At 60.8% G+C, this 14,165-nt stretch carries 10 protein-coding genes and 2 pseudogenes; 5 read left to right on the plus strand and 7 right to left on the minus strand.

Annotated features, from left to right (window positions below; genetic code table 11):
* Positions 1-95: 95 nt before the first annotated feature.
* Positions 96-463: pseudogene (locus AB4Y32_RS30940) on the minus strand (NUDIX hydrolase).
* A gap of 256 nt (positions 464-719) precedes the next feature.
* Here AB4Y32_RS30940 and AB4Y32_RS30945 point away from each other — a divergent pair.
* The 4 genes and pseudogenes from AB4Y32_RS30945 (at position 720) to AB4Y32_RS30960 (ending at position 6,421) form a co-directional block, all read left to right on the plus strand.
* A pseudogene (locus AB4Y32_RS30945) lies at positions 720-1,624 on the plus strand (CHAD domain-containing protein).
* A 766-nt stretch (positions 1,625-2,390) separates the two neighbouring features.
* Positions 2,391-3,191: a TrkA family potassium uptake protein gene (locus AB4Y32_RS30950; RefSeq protein WP_368724960.1), complete on the plus strand. Its 801-nt coding sequence runs from the start codon at positions 2,391-2,393 to the stop codon at positions 3,189-3,191.
* On the plus strand, positions 3,188-4,921 hold the full coding sequence (locus tag AB4Y32_RS30955; RefSeq protein ID WP_368724961.1) for a SulP family inorganic anion transporter: 1,734 nt from the start codon (positions 3,188-3,190) through the stop codon (positions 4,919-4,921). Before AB4Y32_RS30950 ends, AB4Y32_RS30955 begins: the two co-directional genes overlap by 4 nt.
* Positions 4,922-5,053: 132 nt before the next feature.
* On the plus strand, positions 5,054-6,421 hold the full coding sequence (locus tag AB4Y32_RS30960; protein WP_368724972.1) for a DUF2252 domain-containing protein: 1,368 nt from the start codon (positions 5,054-5,056) through the stop codon (positions 6,419-6,421).
* 824 nt (positions 6,422-7,245) lie between these two features.
* Here the strand turns inward: AB4Y32_RS30960 and AB4Y32_RS30965 are convergent.
* From AB4Y32_RS30965 to AB4Y32_RS30975, 3 genes are read right to left on the minus strand one after another with little or no spacing between them, the layout of a single operon-like run.
* Complete coding sequence (locus tag AB4Y32_RS30965) at positions 7,246-7,863, minus strand: hypothetical protein (RefSeq protein ID WP_368724962.1); 618 nt, start codon at positions 7,861-7,863, stop codon at positions 7,246-7,248.
* The gene (locus AB4Y32_RS30970) at positions 7,857-8,696 is read right to left on the minus strand and encodes an MFS transporter (protein WP_368724963.1); all 840 of its coding nucleotides are present in this window, start codon (positions 8,694-8,696) and stop codon (positions 7,857-7,859) included. Before AB4Y32_RS30970 ends, AB4Y32_RS30965 begins: the two co-directional genes overlap by 7 nt.
* Positions 8,693-9,544: a class I SAM-dependent methyltransferase gene (locus tag AB4Y32_RS30975; protein ID WP_368724964.1), complete on the minus strand. Its 852-nt coding sequence runs from the start codon at positions 9,542-9,544 to the stop codon at positions 8,693-8,695. The genes AB4Y32_RS30970 and AB4Y32_RS30975 overlap by 4 nt, the downstream gene beginning before the upstream one ends.
* 83 nt (positions 9,545-9,627) lie before the next feature.
* Between AB4Y32_RS30975 and AB4Y32_RS30980 the strand changes: the two genes are divergently transcribed.
* Positions 9,628-10,599, plus strand: coding sequence for a LysR family transcriptional regulator (locus AB4Y32_RS30980; protein WP_368724965.1), 972 nt, complete (start codon positions 9,628-9,630; stop codon positions 10,597-10,599).
* Positions 10,600-11,048: 449 nt separating this feature from the next.
* Here the strand turns inward: AB4Y32_RS30980 and AB4Y32_RS30985 are convergent, their stop codons facing one another.
* The 3 genes from AB4Y32_RS30985 to AB4Y32_RS30995 form a co-directional block, all read right to left on the minus strand.
* A complete protein-coding gene (locus AB4Y32_RS30985) occupies positions 11,049-11,681 on the minus strand; it encodes a LysE family translocator (protein ID WP_368724973.1) in 633 nt (210 codons plus the stop codon).
* A gap of 171 nt (positions 11,682-11,852) precedes the next feature.
* Positions 11,853-13,205: an alpha/beta fold hydrolase gene (locus AB4Y32_RS30990; protein WP_368724966.1), complete on the minus strand. Its 1,353-nt coding sequence runs from the start codon at positions 13,203-13,205 to the stop codon at positions 11,853-11,855.
* A gap of 21 nt (positions 13,206-13,226) precedes the next feature.
* The coding region (locus AB4Y32_RS30995) for an NmrA family NAD(P)-binding protein (RefSeq protein WP_368724967.1) at positions 13,227-14,165 on the minus strand (939 nt) is incomplete at its 5' end.

Below are 14,165 nucleotides of genomic sequence, written 5' to 3' on the forward strand. Positions count from 1 at the left end.
CTGAAGCGAGGGGTCGAATGACGCTTCACTCTGAAAACGGCTACCCGACGGCGGGATGTTCGCAGGACGTCAAGGTATCTAGCCGGAAAACCGGGCTACTTCCTGCGCCGTTGACTCACGAGCTTCACGATATCAGTCGTCGGCTCGCTGGTCACGAGACGAGGGATGTCGTCGAGGTGAACCCAGCGACACCTGGATATTTCATTACCCGGGCGAGCCTTGGCGCGATTCGAGATTTCGCAGGAGAACACGTGATGGTGCTTCTGCTTGCCACGGAAGTCGAAGAGGTGCTTGGCTGACTTCCCGGATAGTCGGGTTTCTTCCTTGAGTTCTCGAAGCGCGGCGTCCGAGCGATTTTTTCCACGCCTGAGTATCCCGCCCGGCAAAGCCCACTTTGATTGACTACGTGCGACAAGGAGGATTCGCTGCCTCTGCGACAGATCACGGTGGCGCGTTTCTTCAAACCGGTCTCCCACTTATGTTCCAGGCATTTTCGAGGCGCGCTCGATGCGTCAGCGTATCGGGCAGTGCTTGACGTAGCTGCGTATCCTAATACAGAAGATCAGAAGCCTGGCGATATCACGAAGGGAGGGCGGCGTACGCGCCACACCTCAAAAAACGATCTATCAAAACGTCAACGAAGATCGCGGCGCTCGGAGATGAGCATGGTAAGGTCTGGGTAGAACTATTTTTTTGTCCGACTCGAGGCTGAAATGGATATGGATGGTGACTGGCCCTTGCCGCGCCTAAACACTCTCTTCAAATTCGACCGGCGGCCGGCCGGTTCATCACTGTCAAAATCGAGTTCTATCGCCAGTACCTTCTCATCACTGGCGACGCCGGTGGTAGCCGAGGCAGTGCAAAGGGCGAAAGAGCTATCCACAGAGAGCGATGCAGAGGGATTTCATCAGCTTCGAGTCGCATTCAGAAAGCTTCGTGCCTTGTACTGGGCGTACTCCCCCTACCTCGGAGAAGAAGCCACCACGCAGCCACCGAAGAATTCAAGCGTCTTGCTGCGGTGGCGGGCGGAACGCGTGATTGGGACATCGCAGGCGATCTCCTGAGAGCCGCCCAGGAGTCAGGTGCATCGATCGAACTGCTCGTGGCCGCGGCGCGCGAGAAGCGCGCACAGGCGGTGGTGCATAGCCAGACGATGATCAAGAGCGACCATATCGAGGCGTTTTTGAACGATGTCCTGCTTCGCGCGCAGACCACACTGCGGTCGAGTTGCAACGATCTTCCGATTCGAGCGTTCGCCGAGAAGCGTGTTCGTCTGGCGCAGCGTGCACTTCGAAAGCGAAGCAGGCGGGCAGCGCGTAGCGAGACCGCCCACGAGGAAGATCTTCACAACGTTCGAAAGGCGGGAAAAAAGCTGAGGTACCTGCTCGAGTTTTTTCAACCAGTTATCAAAGGCGGGCACGGTCGCGCCATCAAGGAGTTGACGTCCGTGCAGAACAAGCTGGGACAGTTCAACGACATTGCCGCAAGCGAGACCCTGATTCGCAGCGCGTCATTCAACGAGGTGCCGCCCGAAGTCGTGCAGGAATCACTGCAATGGTTAGAAGAGCAGAAGTGCCGAAGAATGCGCGCAGCATCACGACGGGTGCGAGCCATCGGTAGCTGAACCTGTCGCGATCTCAAGCGCTGAACGTAACAGCGTCACCGGGTTGTTTGCGCGGGTCAGCAAACGGGTGCGCTCGGCTGCGGATTCAACCGGTCGACGCAACGGATTGGTGGAATCGCTTTGCCGGTGTGTCGAACGTCGCCAATGCTCGCATCGGCGGAGTGCTTGTCACTTCTTCATGTGATCATGCGAACGACCTTTGTTCCTTGACAGCTGCCCTCCAGTCGGCGAGTCGAGCGACTGCAGTGCGTCGACACGGCGTTCCGTCGCTGCTTCGATAAAGTCTTTACTTAGCTTCCCGCAGCGGGGTGCAGTCACGCGCGCATCACTGTGCGCGGACTTATATGCGCTGGGTCAGCCACGTCGCAAGATCCGAAGTTAACCCGCCGATCGTGTTCACGTTCGCCCCTTTTTGCACGCCGTTCGGTCATTGAGCTGACGATGCCTCGCTGGGCTCGATGGCCTATCTCAAGTGAACAGGCAAGCAAGAACTGACTGAGGCTGCGATGCTTTTACGGGAAAGCAGGCAATACGCCGCACAACCGGTTGTTCACGCTAGAAATAAGCGTATATACCGTATAGCCTATATGGCAACACTAGCCGCGTCCGATGGCTTGCCGAGACTACCAGCCCTGGAGGGCGCGACGCTTCCCTGGCGGAGTGAATCGTTCGAGCTGCTCGACTATTGTGAGCCAAAAATGGGGAACTTGTTTGCTTGACGTTGGGTTCGCTGTTGTCTCGATCAGATTCACTATACGAGGTAACCATGTGGATCTTCCGTGTCGATGAGCCTCGCCTTGGGGTCATCCGTGTTCGAGAATGGCGCCGCCGCGCGCGCCACACGATCGGCCTTCTCGTCCTGCTGCTCGGCAGCGCCGCCACTGGGTTGGTCATCCTCGATCAGTCCAATACCTCTTTCCCCAACAAAATGTTTACGGCTCTGTGGGATGGGGTCAACCTCGTCACGACACTCGGTGCCTTTGGCGAGTTCAATCAGCCTCAAAAGGTCTTCATGCTGCTGGCCATGGTCGCGACACTGCTGGTCGGCGGATTCGCGGTTTCGAGGCTCACGGGCATGCTATCGGGCGACGACGTGATGGCTTATCGGGAGAACAGGATCATGGAACGCAAGCTCGAACAACTCGCCAATCATGTCGTGGTGGTCGGATTCCATTCGCTCGGAGAACTGGTCTCAAATCGCCTGCATGAAGCGGGCGAGACGGTGCTCGTCCTCGTGGGCGATCAGGATCAGGCCGACCGGGCGGCCGATAGCGGCCACCTGGTCGTGCTCGGCTCGCCGGACGCGTTCGACGACGTGCTCAAGGGTGCGCGGCTGGACAGCGCAAAGGCAATGGTCGTGACGACACCCGACAGCAATAACAATCTGGCGATCACACTGCTGGCCCATACGCTGAACGCTTCGCTCGCGATTGCAGTACCCGGCGAAAGCCCCTTGAGAAAAGGGTTGTTCGAGAGCGCCGGCGCATCCAACGTAGTCATTGCCGATGACATCATCGCCAATGCGCTGGTCAGCAAGCTCACGACAACAGTGGAGGCAGCGACATGAAACCCGCAGCTCCGACGCCGTCTCATCTGCATCACATGCCCTTCCTGCAGGGGCTTTTGCCCGTCAATCCCGCGCAACTGCCGCACGACATCGTCGCCGGGATCACGCTGGCAGCGCTCGGCATTCCCGAGGTGATGGGGTACACGAAGATTGCCGGCACGCCCACGGTCACGGGCCTTTATACGATCCTGCTGCCGCTCGTGGCGTTCGTGGTCCTTGGTGCGTCGCGTCAACTGGTCGTCGCTGCGGACTCCGCGACAGCCGCTATTCTCGCGGGTACGCTGACGGCTGTCGCCGCGTTGGGCAGCAAGGAATATGTCGGCCTGACGAGTACGGTTGCCTTGACGGTTGCCGTGATGCTGGTGATTGCGCGCATCTTTCGTCTGGGTTTTCTTGCCGACTTCCTTTCTCGCAGCGCATTGATCGGTTTCCTGACAGGCGTGGGCGTCCAGGTCGCGGCAGGCGAGCTTGCCGGGCTGATCGGACTCGCGAAGCAGGGGCATGGCCCGTTGATGCAGATCGTGTCCGTGTTCCAGCGCGTCGCCGCGGCGAACTATCCGACCACGGTGCTTTCGATTGCCGTCCTCGTCGTGATCATCGGTTGCAAGCGTATTGCGCCTCGCGCGCCGGGCGCGCTAATCGCCGTGATCGGTTCCATCGTGGCAAGCGGCGTGTTCAATTTCGCCGGACATGGCATCGCGGTAACGGGCGAAGTGCCGGGCGGCCTCCCGTCGCTGTTCCTGCCGCCGTTGCATGTGGGCGAGCTCAACCAGGTGCTGGCGACGGCCGCCTCGTGCTTCATCGTCATCATCGCTCAGAGCGCTGCGACGGCGCGCGCGTACGCGAACCGCTACAACGAGAAGGGCGACGACAATGCCGACATCATCGGGCTTGCTGCCGCGAACGCGGCAGCAGCGTTCACGGGCACCTTCGTCGTGAACGGCAGTCCGACCAAGACCGAGATGGTTGACGATGCAGGCGGGCGCACCCAGGTCGCCCATCTGACGACGGCCGTCATCGTGCTGCTGGTGCTGCTATTCCTCACGAGGCCGCTGAGTCTTCTGCCTGCCGCCGTATTGTCGGCCATCGTCTTCATGATCGGCGTGAAGCTGATCGACGTGAAGGGCATGACCGAACTGTATCGTATGCAGAAGGACGAATTCGTCGTCGCGTTGCTCACGGCGTGCGTGGTCGTGTTCGTCGATGTGATGCACGGCATTCTCGCTGCCGTCGTGCTGTCGCTGATCGCGCACGCGCGGCATAGCTACCGCCTGCGTACGCGCGTGTTGACGCGCAGTCCTGCCGGCCACTGGGTCCCACATCACGTCGAGCCGAATCTGCTCGCGGCGCCCGGCATCGTTGTCTACCGGTTCGAGGCGGACCTGTTCTATGCGAACACGGGACGCTTCACGGAGGAAGTGCTGAAACTCGTCAACGAGGCGAGCGTGCCGTTGCGCTGGGTGGTGATCGACGCATCGGAGATCAACAACATCGACTACACGGCGGGCAAGAAATTGATCGAGGTGGGTGCGGAGCTTGACAGGCGTGGAGTAGGCATCGCCGCGGTTGCGCTTCCGACGGGCGTGCGGCATGAAATCGAACGGTATAAAGCACTGCGTGCGGGCAGCGCGCATCGCGAGATATTTGCGACAGTCGATGCCGCGATTGACGCACTACGCGATAGTTCGCCTCCTGCGTCCGCACCTTCGCCGGGTACCAAACCGGAATGAAGCAAAGCGAAATGACGGAAGGTCGCTTCGACCTTGAATGGAAAAAAGGAGTGATGCGTGCCTGATTCCGCTGCCGCAAAGCGCGCCGAGCCCGCCACGGATCGCGCTGATCCCAAGCAAGAAGATCCGTCCATGCTATTTGCGGGGCGTGGCTCGTTGGCTGCGCGCGTCGGGCAGGGCAAGGCGGCGCGCAGTAAAGTGCCGCGCGCGAAGCTGGCGGACTGCAAGATCGCAGATCGCGATCCCATTGCACTGCTCGACGCTTCCAATGTAGGCCGGGTGACAGAACTGATACCCATCCGCTATGGGCGGATGGTCGCGGGTCCGTTCGCGTTCTATCGCGGCGCTGCGCCGTTGATGGCGCACGATCTGTCGAAGCTGCCGCATTCGGACGTGATCGTGCAACTGGGGGGCGATGCGCATCTCGCTAATTTCGGACTGTTCGCAAGCCCGGAGCGGCGCATTCTCTTCGGCCCCAACGACTTCGACGAAACGCTGCCTGGTCCATTCGACTGGGATGTGCGCAGGCTGGCCACATCATTCGTGATCGCTGCGCGCGAACGCGGATTCGCGCTGCGTGACCAGCGCGGCGTGGTGCGTCGGCTATGCGGGACCTTCCGGCAACGGATCGCCGAGTTCAGCCGCATGGACACGCTGGACGTCTGGTACTGCCAGTTCAAGGCGGCGAGCATGCTGGCCATTGCCGATTCGGTGGTGGAAAGGAGGAAGGAACTGGCCGTGATCGACAAGGCGAGGCAACAGTCGTCGCGTTCCGTGATGACTCATGCAACTGAACTGGTCAACGGCAAGCTGCGCATCAAGGACGTACCTCCGCTCGTGTACCACATCCCGCTGGAGAGCCAGCACGATCATAAACGGTACGATGCGCTGGTCCGGAGCTTCTTCGCCGACTACCGGCTAACGCTTCCCGATGACAGGCGCGCACTGTTCGATCGCTATGAACTGGTGGACGTTGCCATTCGCGTTGTAGGCATCGGGTCGGTGGGAACGCGTTGCTACGAGGCGCTTTTCATGGCCGACGGACAGTGCCCACTGTTCCTTCAGCTCAAGGAGGCGCGGTCTTCTGTGCTGGAGGATTACCTGCCGCCGAGCCGCTACTCCAATCACGGCCAGCGTGTCGTGAACGGGCAGCGTCTGCTGCAGTCGGCCAGCGACATTTTTCTCGGGTGGTCGAAGATGCGCCACTCGGGCAACGACTTTTATGTTCGGCAATTGCGCGACATGAAGGGCGCATTCGACTTCACCGCCTTCGACGTTGAAGATCTCGACGAGTATGCGGTTTCGTGCGCTCATGCGCTGGCTCATTCGATGGCGAAAGCAGGCGATCCCGCGTTGCTTAGCGGATATGTAGGAAAGTCGGACGCATTCGACGAAGCCATCGTGCGATTTGCACTCGCATACGCAGAACAAAATGAGGCAGACTGGACGGTTTTGAAAGCAGCAGTCAAGGCGGGGCGTATCCAGGTCATCCGTGAATGAGGTGAGAGATCCTTTCACGGACTGGCTACTGCGTATGTTGAACGCTGCCCACGGAGGGGCGGTGTCAGGCGCATCCCCATTTGCGTGCTCCTTCGGAGAAAACGAGTGTACAAGTCCCGTTTTACTCCGGTCGGGCTTACTGCCGCTGCCCTCCCACATAGCATTTAAGGTCCGCTGTTTGAGCGTAGCCGCCGCTCGAATGACCGAGTGACGGAGTTAGCGTACGGCAGCTCATCACCGTCACGTGAATTTTTGTAAGGTCACCGTGCAAGAATCCAGGAACACAGCCATCGGAAGCCGAACGCGAGCAATGGACCAACCCGGCACGAATATGACAGCGCCCATCCTTTGCGGCGACTCTACAGTCCTGTTTTCGGTCTACGGCTTCGGTTGGGGGTACTGCGCTTTTGCGCTACCTTGTGAAGTCGTATGCGAAAAACTCGGCGCTGCGAATCGCACCCCAAGGCAATTGATGTTGGCCTTCGAGCTTGGCAAGCGCCGACTGTTGGAGGCTGCGCAGGCGAAAGCAGTCCACGGCATCGGTGGACGTATACCGCTGTCTGCCACTGACCTGTAGCGCAGGACTACGATTCAGCGGTCGCTCGCAGAAGCACGTCGCGCGCTCGGCTATACCTCGCTATCTGCTGAGTGCTGCCGGGAGTCGGTCGCCTCTGAAATGCCGATCACCAGCGTCAGTACCCGGAGCCGTTGCAGCCCATCGGGTATTTGTGCTCCGAACGTCCGTTCTCAAATGCGGATTCAACCATTCGTTCATGCTCACGCCTTCCGCTCATCGGCCATGTTGCGGTCAGTGGGGCATGGCATCATCGCCACCGGCCAGAAGCAAGCTGCGCTTTGGAAATTTCATGGCTTACGGAACGACCAGTAGCTTCGAACCGCCTTGGGCTGTCGTCGCAGCAGGAGATGGAGGGCGGCAACATGCGTAATCGCCAGCACGGGCACGTAGATGATCGGAATCGCGTACATGGCGCCCAGCTCTCCCGCACGCGCAGGTAGATCGGCCAGGGTAGCGTGGTAGTAGTCGAGGATGAGGTCGATCGCCCCCACAAGATTGAAGGTACGACGAACGACCAGAAGAACGGGCGTATGCGTGCCGTGAGTAGCGCCAGCAGCGCCAGCACTCCCGTTGCGAAGTCGCCATATGCGGCGAACATCGCGAAGCTGGCCGGCAGATCGGGACTGACGACGCCCGGCAGGATGAAGGCCAGCCCGAAGAAACGGAAGCTGTGCAAGGTGGCGATCGCGCGTTGCGCTTCAAGTGGGTCCATCGACTTGAGCCTGGGCCAGACGTACACACCGAAGCAAGGCAGCCAGGTGACATACCCCAGAACGAGATGCAACCGGAAGAGAAGTTCAGGTGACATGTTGCCCTCCTGCCAGTTGTCGTCTGGCGCATGGATGGATAGGAAGAAGATCAGCAAGCACGTCGTCGGATCAGCTGGCGCAGCGACAGCACGTGCAGCAGGATCGAGCCTGGTACCACGAAAGCAGGGGTCAGCACATTCGGATAAGCGCCGGCACCAATGCCCGGCACATTTGGAACGATCAACTGGAACCGGCCGGGCGAGGTGATCAGCCCAAAGGTAAGTGCGACTGCGAAATCGGCGAGGCCGAAGAGGTTCCAGGCGATCGCCGCCCTCCGCCCTTGCGCTGTACCGCTCGCCACCGCGATTGCCGCCGGCACGGCGGACAGGCCGGTCAGCAGATCGCCGGTTCCCGCCGGCAACGCAAACACGCCGGGCAGCACCCCACGCAGCCACGCAGCAAGCGCCCAGCTGCCGAATACCCGGTAAAGCTGAAGCGCGATGAGCCAGCTCGCCGGCATCGCGTCGAGCACCTGCCCCACCCGCTTCGACAACAGTAACAACGGCGCGCCGATCATCACCGGCAGGAAGATCGCCAACGGCAGCCACGGCACAGACCGCGGTGAGGCGTCGAGGTGAAAGACGCCATTGATCGCCGCGCTCCAGACGACCGCAAACCAGAGCGTGTCTGTGATCATGATCGCGAGCCAGGTCGCGCGGCGTTGGTTCGGCGTCAGGTCAGTGCTTTCGAGGCCGAGCCACAAGCCGACCGCGATAAACGCATGAGCCATCAGCTGGTGGGCGGTGGTTGGAACGCCGCTGTCCGGGATAACTGGCTGCCAGTAGATCAACGCAATCCACAAGGCTGTCAGCGGGACGATCCAAAGCATGATGCGCCAGGCGGGACGCGGCGGAACGATACCAGCGGGAACATGGGCGGTGCTCATCATTGGCTCTCCAGTTGAATGTGTGTCTTCGCGGATGCGGCCTCGAACACCCCGGTGAAGATGCCGAGTCGCCCTTCCATAAGACTTCGCGCGAGGTTCGCGGAAAGCTGTGCGAAGTCCGGCCCCATCACCACGCCGAGATTTGGCGAGGGTGGCGGCCCTGACGCACGCAGCTGGGTGAACCACGCCTTGGCGGCCTCGGCGTCGTCTTGCCATACCAGCGTGTGAAAGCCCGCCTGTTCGATCGCCTCGCGCGTTGCATCGGCCGTCAGCAGAAAGCTTGTTGACGGAGTTCGTGCCCAGGGAACGGGGTAGTACGGTTCGCCACCGTTTGCGACGATGTCGAACGTCGCAAAGCTGCCGCGTGGCTTCAGCACGCGCGCTATCTCCCGGTAAAGCCGGGCGCGCCCGGAGATGTTCATCGCCACGTGCTGCAGCAATACGGCGTCGAAATGGCTGCCGTCGAAGGGAAGTTCCAGCGCGCTGGCAGCATGGAACGACACCTGTTCGCTCAGCCCTGTTCGCCGGGTGAGATAGCGTGCGGCATCCACGAACGCTTCGCTCAGATCGATACCCGTCACGTGGCAGCCACAGGTTGCAGCGATCAGACGGGCCGGGCCGCCAACGCCCGAGCCGACGTCCAGCACCGACATGTCGGCGGTGATACCAGCCAGTTCTGCAAGCTCGGCCGTCGCTGCGAACCCACGGGTGTGAAACTGGTCGAGCGCGACCAGTTGCTGCGGTGTGAGCGGCTGATCCTCGGGTCCAAGAACCGTGAGCGCGGCCTTCAGCCGCTCGGTCAGGCCAGTCGCGCGATAGTGGTCGCGCACACCATCAAGTGCATCAGTCATTGCAAGGCTCCTCACTCCTGATTTGCACGTTAGATGTACCATCGTCTTGCGTGAACGACTATTCATCACAATGTTGATGGGCCATGAAGCAGAACTTCACAGTCAGACAGGGAGCGCTCGATGGTGTGGAGGCGTTCTTGAGCGTGGCCCAGCATCGGAGTTTTCGCAGGGCAGCCGCGGAACTCGGCGTGACGCCGTCGGCCATCAGTCAGGCGGTGCGTGTACTGGAAACGCGCATTGGCGCAGCGCTCTTCATCCGCACCACGCGTAGCGTTGGCCTCACGGAAGCAGGCGAACGGTTTCTCTCGCGCGCAAAGCCTGCCTTCGAGGAGCTTGTTGCCGCAAGCGAGGTTGCTCGGGGACTCGGCCAGCGGCCCGCCGGATTGTTGCGTCTTTCCGTGCCGCGCGCGGTGGTGCCGATCCTGCTGGAGCCACTGATCGCATCCTTCTGCAAGGCGTATCCCGAAGTCGAGGTGGAGATCGCGGCCGGCAAGGAGCTGATCGATCTTGCAGCGGAAGGATTTGACGCCGGCATCCGGCTGGGTCAGTTCATTGCCGACGACATGATCGCGGTGCCGTTGACGCCACCGTTTCGTCTCATCGTCGTCGGCAGCCCAGCCTACTTCGAAGGGCGCGGCAGGCCCAGGCAAACGGACGATCTGCGCCAGCACGCATGCTTGCGATGGCGGCGATCCAGCGGCGCGCTCGCGCTATGGTCATTCAACGATAACGACAACGGCAACACGATCGAGATCGCTGTATCCGGCCCGCTCATCGCCAGTGACTTTCCCACCATGCTCGGCGCCGCGATCGAAGGCATAGGCCTTGCCCAGATACCCGAGCCGATGGCCGCCGAGGCATTGAAAGCGGGAAAACTCGTGCAAGTGCTGGAGCCGTTCGCGCCGGTGATACCGGGCGTGTTTCTCTACTATCCAGGCCGCCGGCAGATCCTGCCGAAGCTCCGCGCATTCATCGATCACGTGAAGAGCTGCCCGGCAGGCGATAGCAAGGCCCGGGTACAAGATGACTCCAGGCGTGCCGGGTCGGGAGGGTGAGGGCCTGCGCGAATTCCAGGCATGGGACGGCGCGCGGCTCATCCCCGATACGTCGTCCCGTATCGGGCAAGAGGCAGTTTTCGGAAGCAGAAGGGACGCTCGAGCGTCCGACAAGGAGTTGCCGATGAACGGCCGTTGATGGGCCGACTGTACGCGTTCGCCGACTTCGCCGAAAGCTGTTGTTCAAGAACATCCGGTCCGAGCCAGCGTCTGCTATGTGGTGTTGAGTTCAACGGGTGCGAGCGGCCAACAGTTTCCGTTTGCGCTACACATAGAAGCCGTCATTCCAACGGGTGGTTTGCGTGAACCGGTCGTCGAGGTACGGCTTTCCGAACGGCAGTCGCGGAACAGCATTCTTGTTTTTTCACGAAAGCAGCGGAAAGCCAAACTGCAAGGCACCCTTCTGAAGACACCGGCGATCCGCTTTCGATGGAGCGATTGATAGCGCTCTACAGATGCGACGCCAGGAGTCGGATGCCGGCAAGCCCGAATACTACGGCCAGGCATCCTTCCAGGGCGCGGCGGGTCCGCGCGTACATCCTGCGAGCCGAATCCGTCGAAAACAGCAGTGCATAACTGCCGAACACCAGACATCCGATGGCCGCACAGCCCATAACCAGAGCACTATGGGTAGGCCCTGTGCCGTTCGACGATAGAGCAACAATCGAAACCCACACGAGGATGGCTTTGGGATTGGTGAGATGGAGCATCACTCCGCGGGAGTAGACGCTCGTCAAGGTCGGTGTTCGTCCCGCCTCCACTACCGACATAGCCGAAGCCGCAAGCGCATTGCGTCCGGATTTGAAGGCGAGCCACAAGAGATACAGACCACCAAAAATCTTGACTGCGGTAACGAGTTGAGAATAGGCGATCAGGACAGACGACACGCCTAACGTTGCCACCGTCGCCCAAAACATCGACCCTGAGATGACACCGAGTGCGAACATCAGCGCCGCCTTCCTGCCGTGACTGGCCGCGATGGAGATGATTGCAAGGTTGCTCGGCCCGGGACTCGCGGTGCCAACGAAATACGCTGCGTAGGCAAGCAGCAGGTTTGTCGAGAAGTAGGCGTTTGCCGTCATATTCGGGAACCAGCAATGGAATTTCGCCTGATCATCGGGCTTTGGTGAAACGGGCGGAAGTGGCAATGTCGCCATCTTTCGAGGAATATCAGACATACGCTAGGGTTCGTCGACAATGACCGAACCAAACGACGAGCGCTCCGACGCATGCGCATCGGAGCGCTTAGCACATTACGCACGCAAGGGCCTCAACCCCGTGCGCACTTCATTCGCGAAGATCATCGGTTCTTCCCATGCCGCAAAGTGGCCACCCGTTTCGGGCTTGTTGAAGTAAATCAGGTTGTGATACGCCTTTTCGGTCCAGCTCTTCGGCGCCTGGTAGTTTTCACCCGGAAACGCGCTCACAGCGGCAGGCACGTTGACGTCGGCCGCGAGGAAGAAGTTCGCGTGCGATTCCCAATAGAAGCGCGCCGCCGAAATACCCGTGTTGGTCAGCCAGTAAAGCGTGATGTCGTCGAGTATGTCGTCTCGCGTCAGCGCGCCTGCCGAATGACCATTGACGGGATGACCGAGCACGGCCGCGCTCAGCGCCGCCGCGGGCTGGCCATAGCCATCGCCATGATCGAGCAGCCAGGACGCCAACGCGACGGGCGAGTCGGCGAGTCCGTAGAGCGTCTGCGGGCGCGTGGCCATTTCGAACGCGTAGCCGCGCTTCTTCTTGAAGTTGGCGCTCAATTGCTCGTACGCGTGCTTCTCCTCGTCCGATAAGCCGGCAGGCATCGGGTCGCCCGCCGCCAGCGACTTCAGTATCTCGGCCGGAACGGAGGCAGGGAAATTCACGTGAATGCCGATCAACTCGGGCGGCGCCTGTTTGCCCATGATGTTCGTGACAATGCCGCCGAGATCGCCGCCCTGCGAAGCAAAGCGTTCATAGCCGAGCCGTTTCATCAACGTGACCCACGCGCGCGCGGTGCGCTCCGGTCCCCAGCCCGTCGTCGTGGGTCGCGCCGAAAAGCCGTAACCTGGCAATGATGGAATCACAAGGTGAAATGCGTCCGAAGCCGGTGCGCCGTACGCGGTCGGATTGACGAGCGGGTCGATGATCTTGAACTGTTCGATGACCGAGCCGGGCCAGCCGTGCGTCACGATCAACGGCATCGCGTTTTCGTGTTTCGACCGCACATGGATGAAGTGGATGTCGAGCCCGTCGATCTCAGTGATGAACTGCGGATACGAATTCAGCCGCGCTTCGCATTTGCGCCAGTCGTAGCCGGTCGCCCAGTATTGAGCGAGCCCCTGAATGGCGGAAAGCTGAATGCCCTGCGATTCGTCGGGCACCGTCTCGCGATCGGGCCAGCGCGTGGCCTTGATGCGACGCCGCATGTCGACGAGCTGCGAGTCGGGAACGTGAACGCGGAACGGGCGAAGCGCGGACTTGTCGCCGTTTGCGGGTTCCGTGATCTTGCCGATTGCCGGGCTCGTATCCGCGAAGGCGAGCCGGCTCAGCGAGCCTGCCGCGAGCGCCGCGGCGGCCATACCGACGAAGTGCCGGCGCGATGAGGATTGGGGCGTGTCTTTTGACATGGGATCGGTCTCCGGCTTCGATCAGCGTGCTGCGTTGCGCGTGAAGTCCGCGATGTGCAGTCTCACGAAGTCGTACATGCTCATGGGCATACGGCCAGTGAGATCGAACAGGTCGTTCGTCATGCGGTCGTATCGTCCTTGGGCGTGCAGGTCGGCCATCACGGCAAGATGATCGACGACGTGAGCGGGAATACCGAGTTCGCGCAATTTGTCGGCCCACGGCGCGACAGGCACATTCCGGTAACGGATGGGGCGGCCGAGCGCTTCCGAAAAGACGCGCGCGGCCTGCTCGAGATCCGTTGACTCGAGACCCGTCAGGTTATAGATCTTGCCGATATGCGGCGCCGGGTCTTCGAGAATCACCGATACCGCATTCGCGACGTCAACGGCTGAAATGGGCGACGTCTTGCTGCTGCCGAGCGGCAGCGCGAGTTCGTCGTTATCGCGCACGCCGGCCGCGCCAAGCGTCAGGAAGAAGCTCTCCAGAAACGCCGTCGGCCGCACCGTGACGACGGGCAACCCCGACCATTGCAAGACCTGCTCGGCGAGCCAGTGCAGTTTATGTTGGGGACTATCGGTCGTCTGCGTGATGCTCATTTCCGTGACTGTCATCTGCGACATGTTCACGATCGCTTCGACGCCATGATGGCGCGCCACGGCAGCAAAATTGACGGTTGCTTCGAGGTAGGCCGCAGAGACGGACATGCCGAAATAGACGCGCGAACAGCCTTCGATCGCGCGATGCATCGAGGCGAGATCGGTCAGATCGCCGACCACGACTTCAGCGCCAAGGCGGCGCAACTCGTCAGCGCGTTCGTCTTCCTTGCGGACCAGCGCCCGCACTTTATAGCCCTTCGCGAGCAATGACGTTGTCACGTTGCGGCCAATGCCACCAATCGCGCCTCCCGCACCCGTCACGAGAATGGGTCCATCATGGGCAGGTTTCGTTGTCATATCACA

The sequence above is a fragment of the Paraburkholderia phymatum genome (assembly GCF_040965635.1).
In the GTDB taxonomy this organism is placed as follows: domain Bacteria; phylum Pseudomonadota; class Gammaproteobacteria; order Burkholderiales; family Burkholderiaceae; genus Paraburkholderia; species Paraburkholderia phymatum_B.

What these genes read in the sequence shown, in the direction of transcription:
- AB4Y32_RS30975 (WP_368724964.1), bottom strand. Translation starts at nt 9,544, where the DNA reads ATGACTGATGCACTTGATGGTGTGCGCGACCACTATCGCGCGACTGGC.
- AB4Y32_RS30990 (WP_368724966.1), bottom strand. Translation starts at nt 13,205, where the DNA reads ATGTCAAAAGACACGCCCCAATCCTCATCGCGCCGGCACTTCGTCGGT.
- AB4Y32_RS30960 (WP_368724972.1), top strand. Translation starts at nt 5,054, where the DNA reads ATGCTATTTGCGGGGCGTGGCTCGTTGGCTGCGCGCGTCGGGCAGGGC.
- AB4Y32_RS30950 (WP_368724960.1), top strand. Translation starts at nt 2,391, where the DNA reads ATGTGGATCTTCCGTGTCGATGAGCCTCGCCTTGGGGTCATCCGTGTT.
- AB4Y32_RS30970 (WP_368724963.1), bottom strand. Translation starts at nt 8,696, where the DNA reads ATGATGAGCACCGCCCATGTTCCCGCTGGTATCGTTCCGCCGCGTCCC.
- AB4Y32_RS30980 (WP_368724965.1), top strand. Translation starts at nt 9,628, where the DNA reads ATGAAGCAGAACTTCACAGTCAGACAGGGAGCGCTCGATGGTGTGGAG.
- AB4Y32_RS30985 (WP_368724973.1), bottom strand. Translation starts at nt 11,681, where the DNA reads ATGACGGCAAACGCCTACTTCTCGACAAACCTGCTGCTTGCCTACGCA.
- AB4Y32_RS30955 (WP_368724961.1), top strand. Translation starts at nt 3,188, where the DNA reads ATGAAACCCGCAGCTCCGACGCCGTCTCATCTGCATCACATGCCCTTC.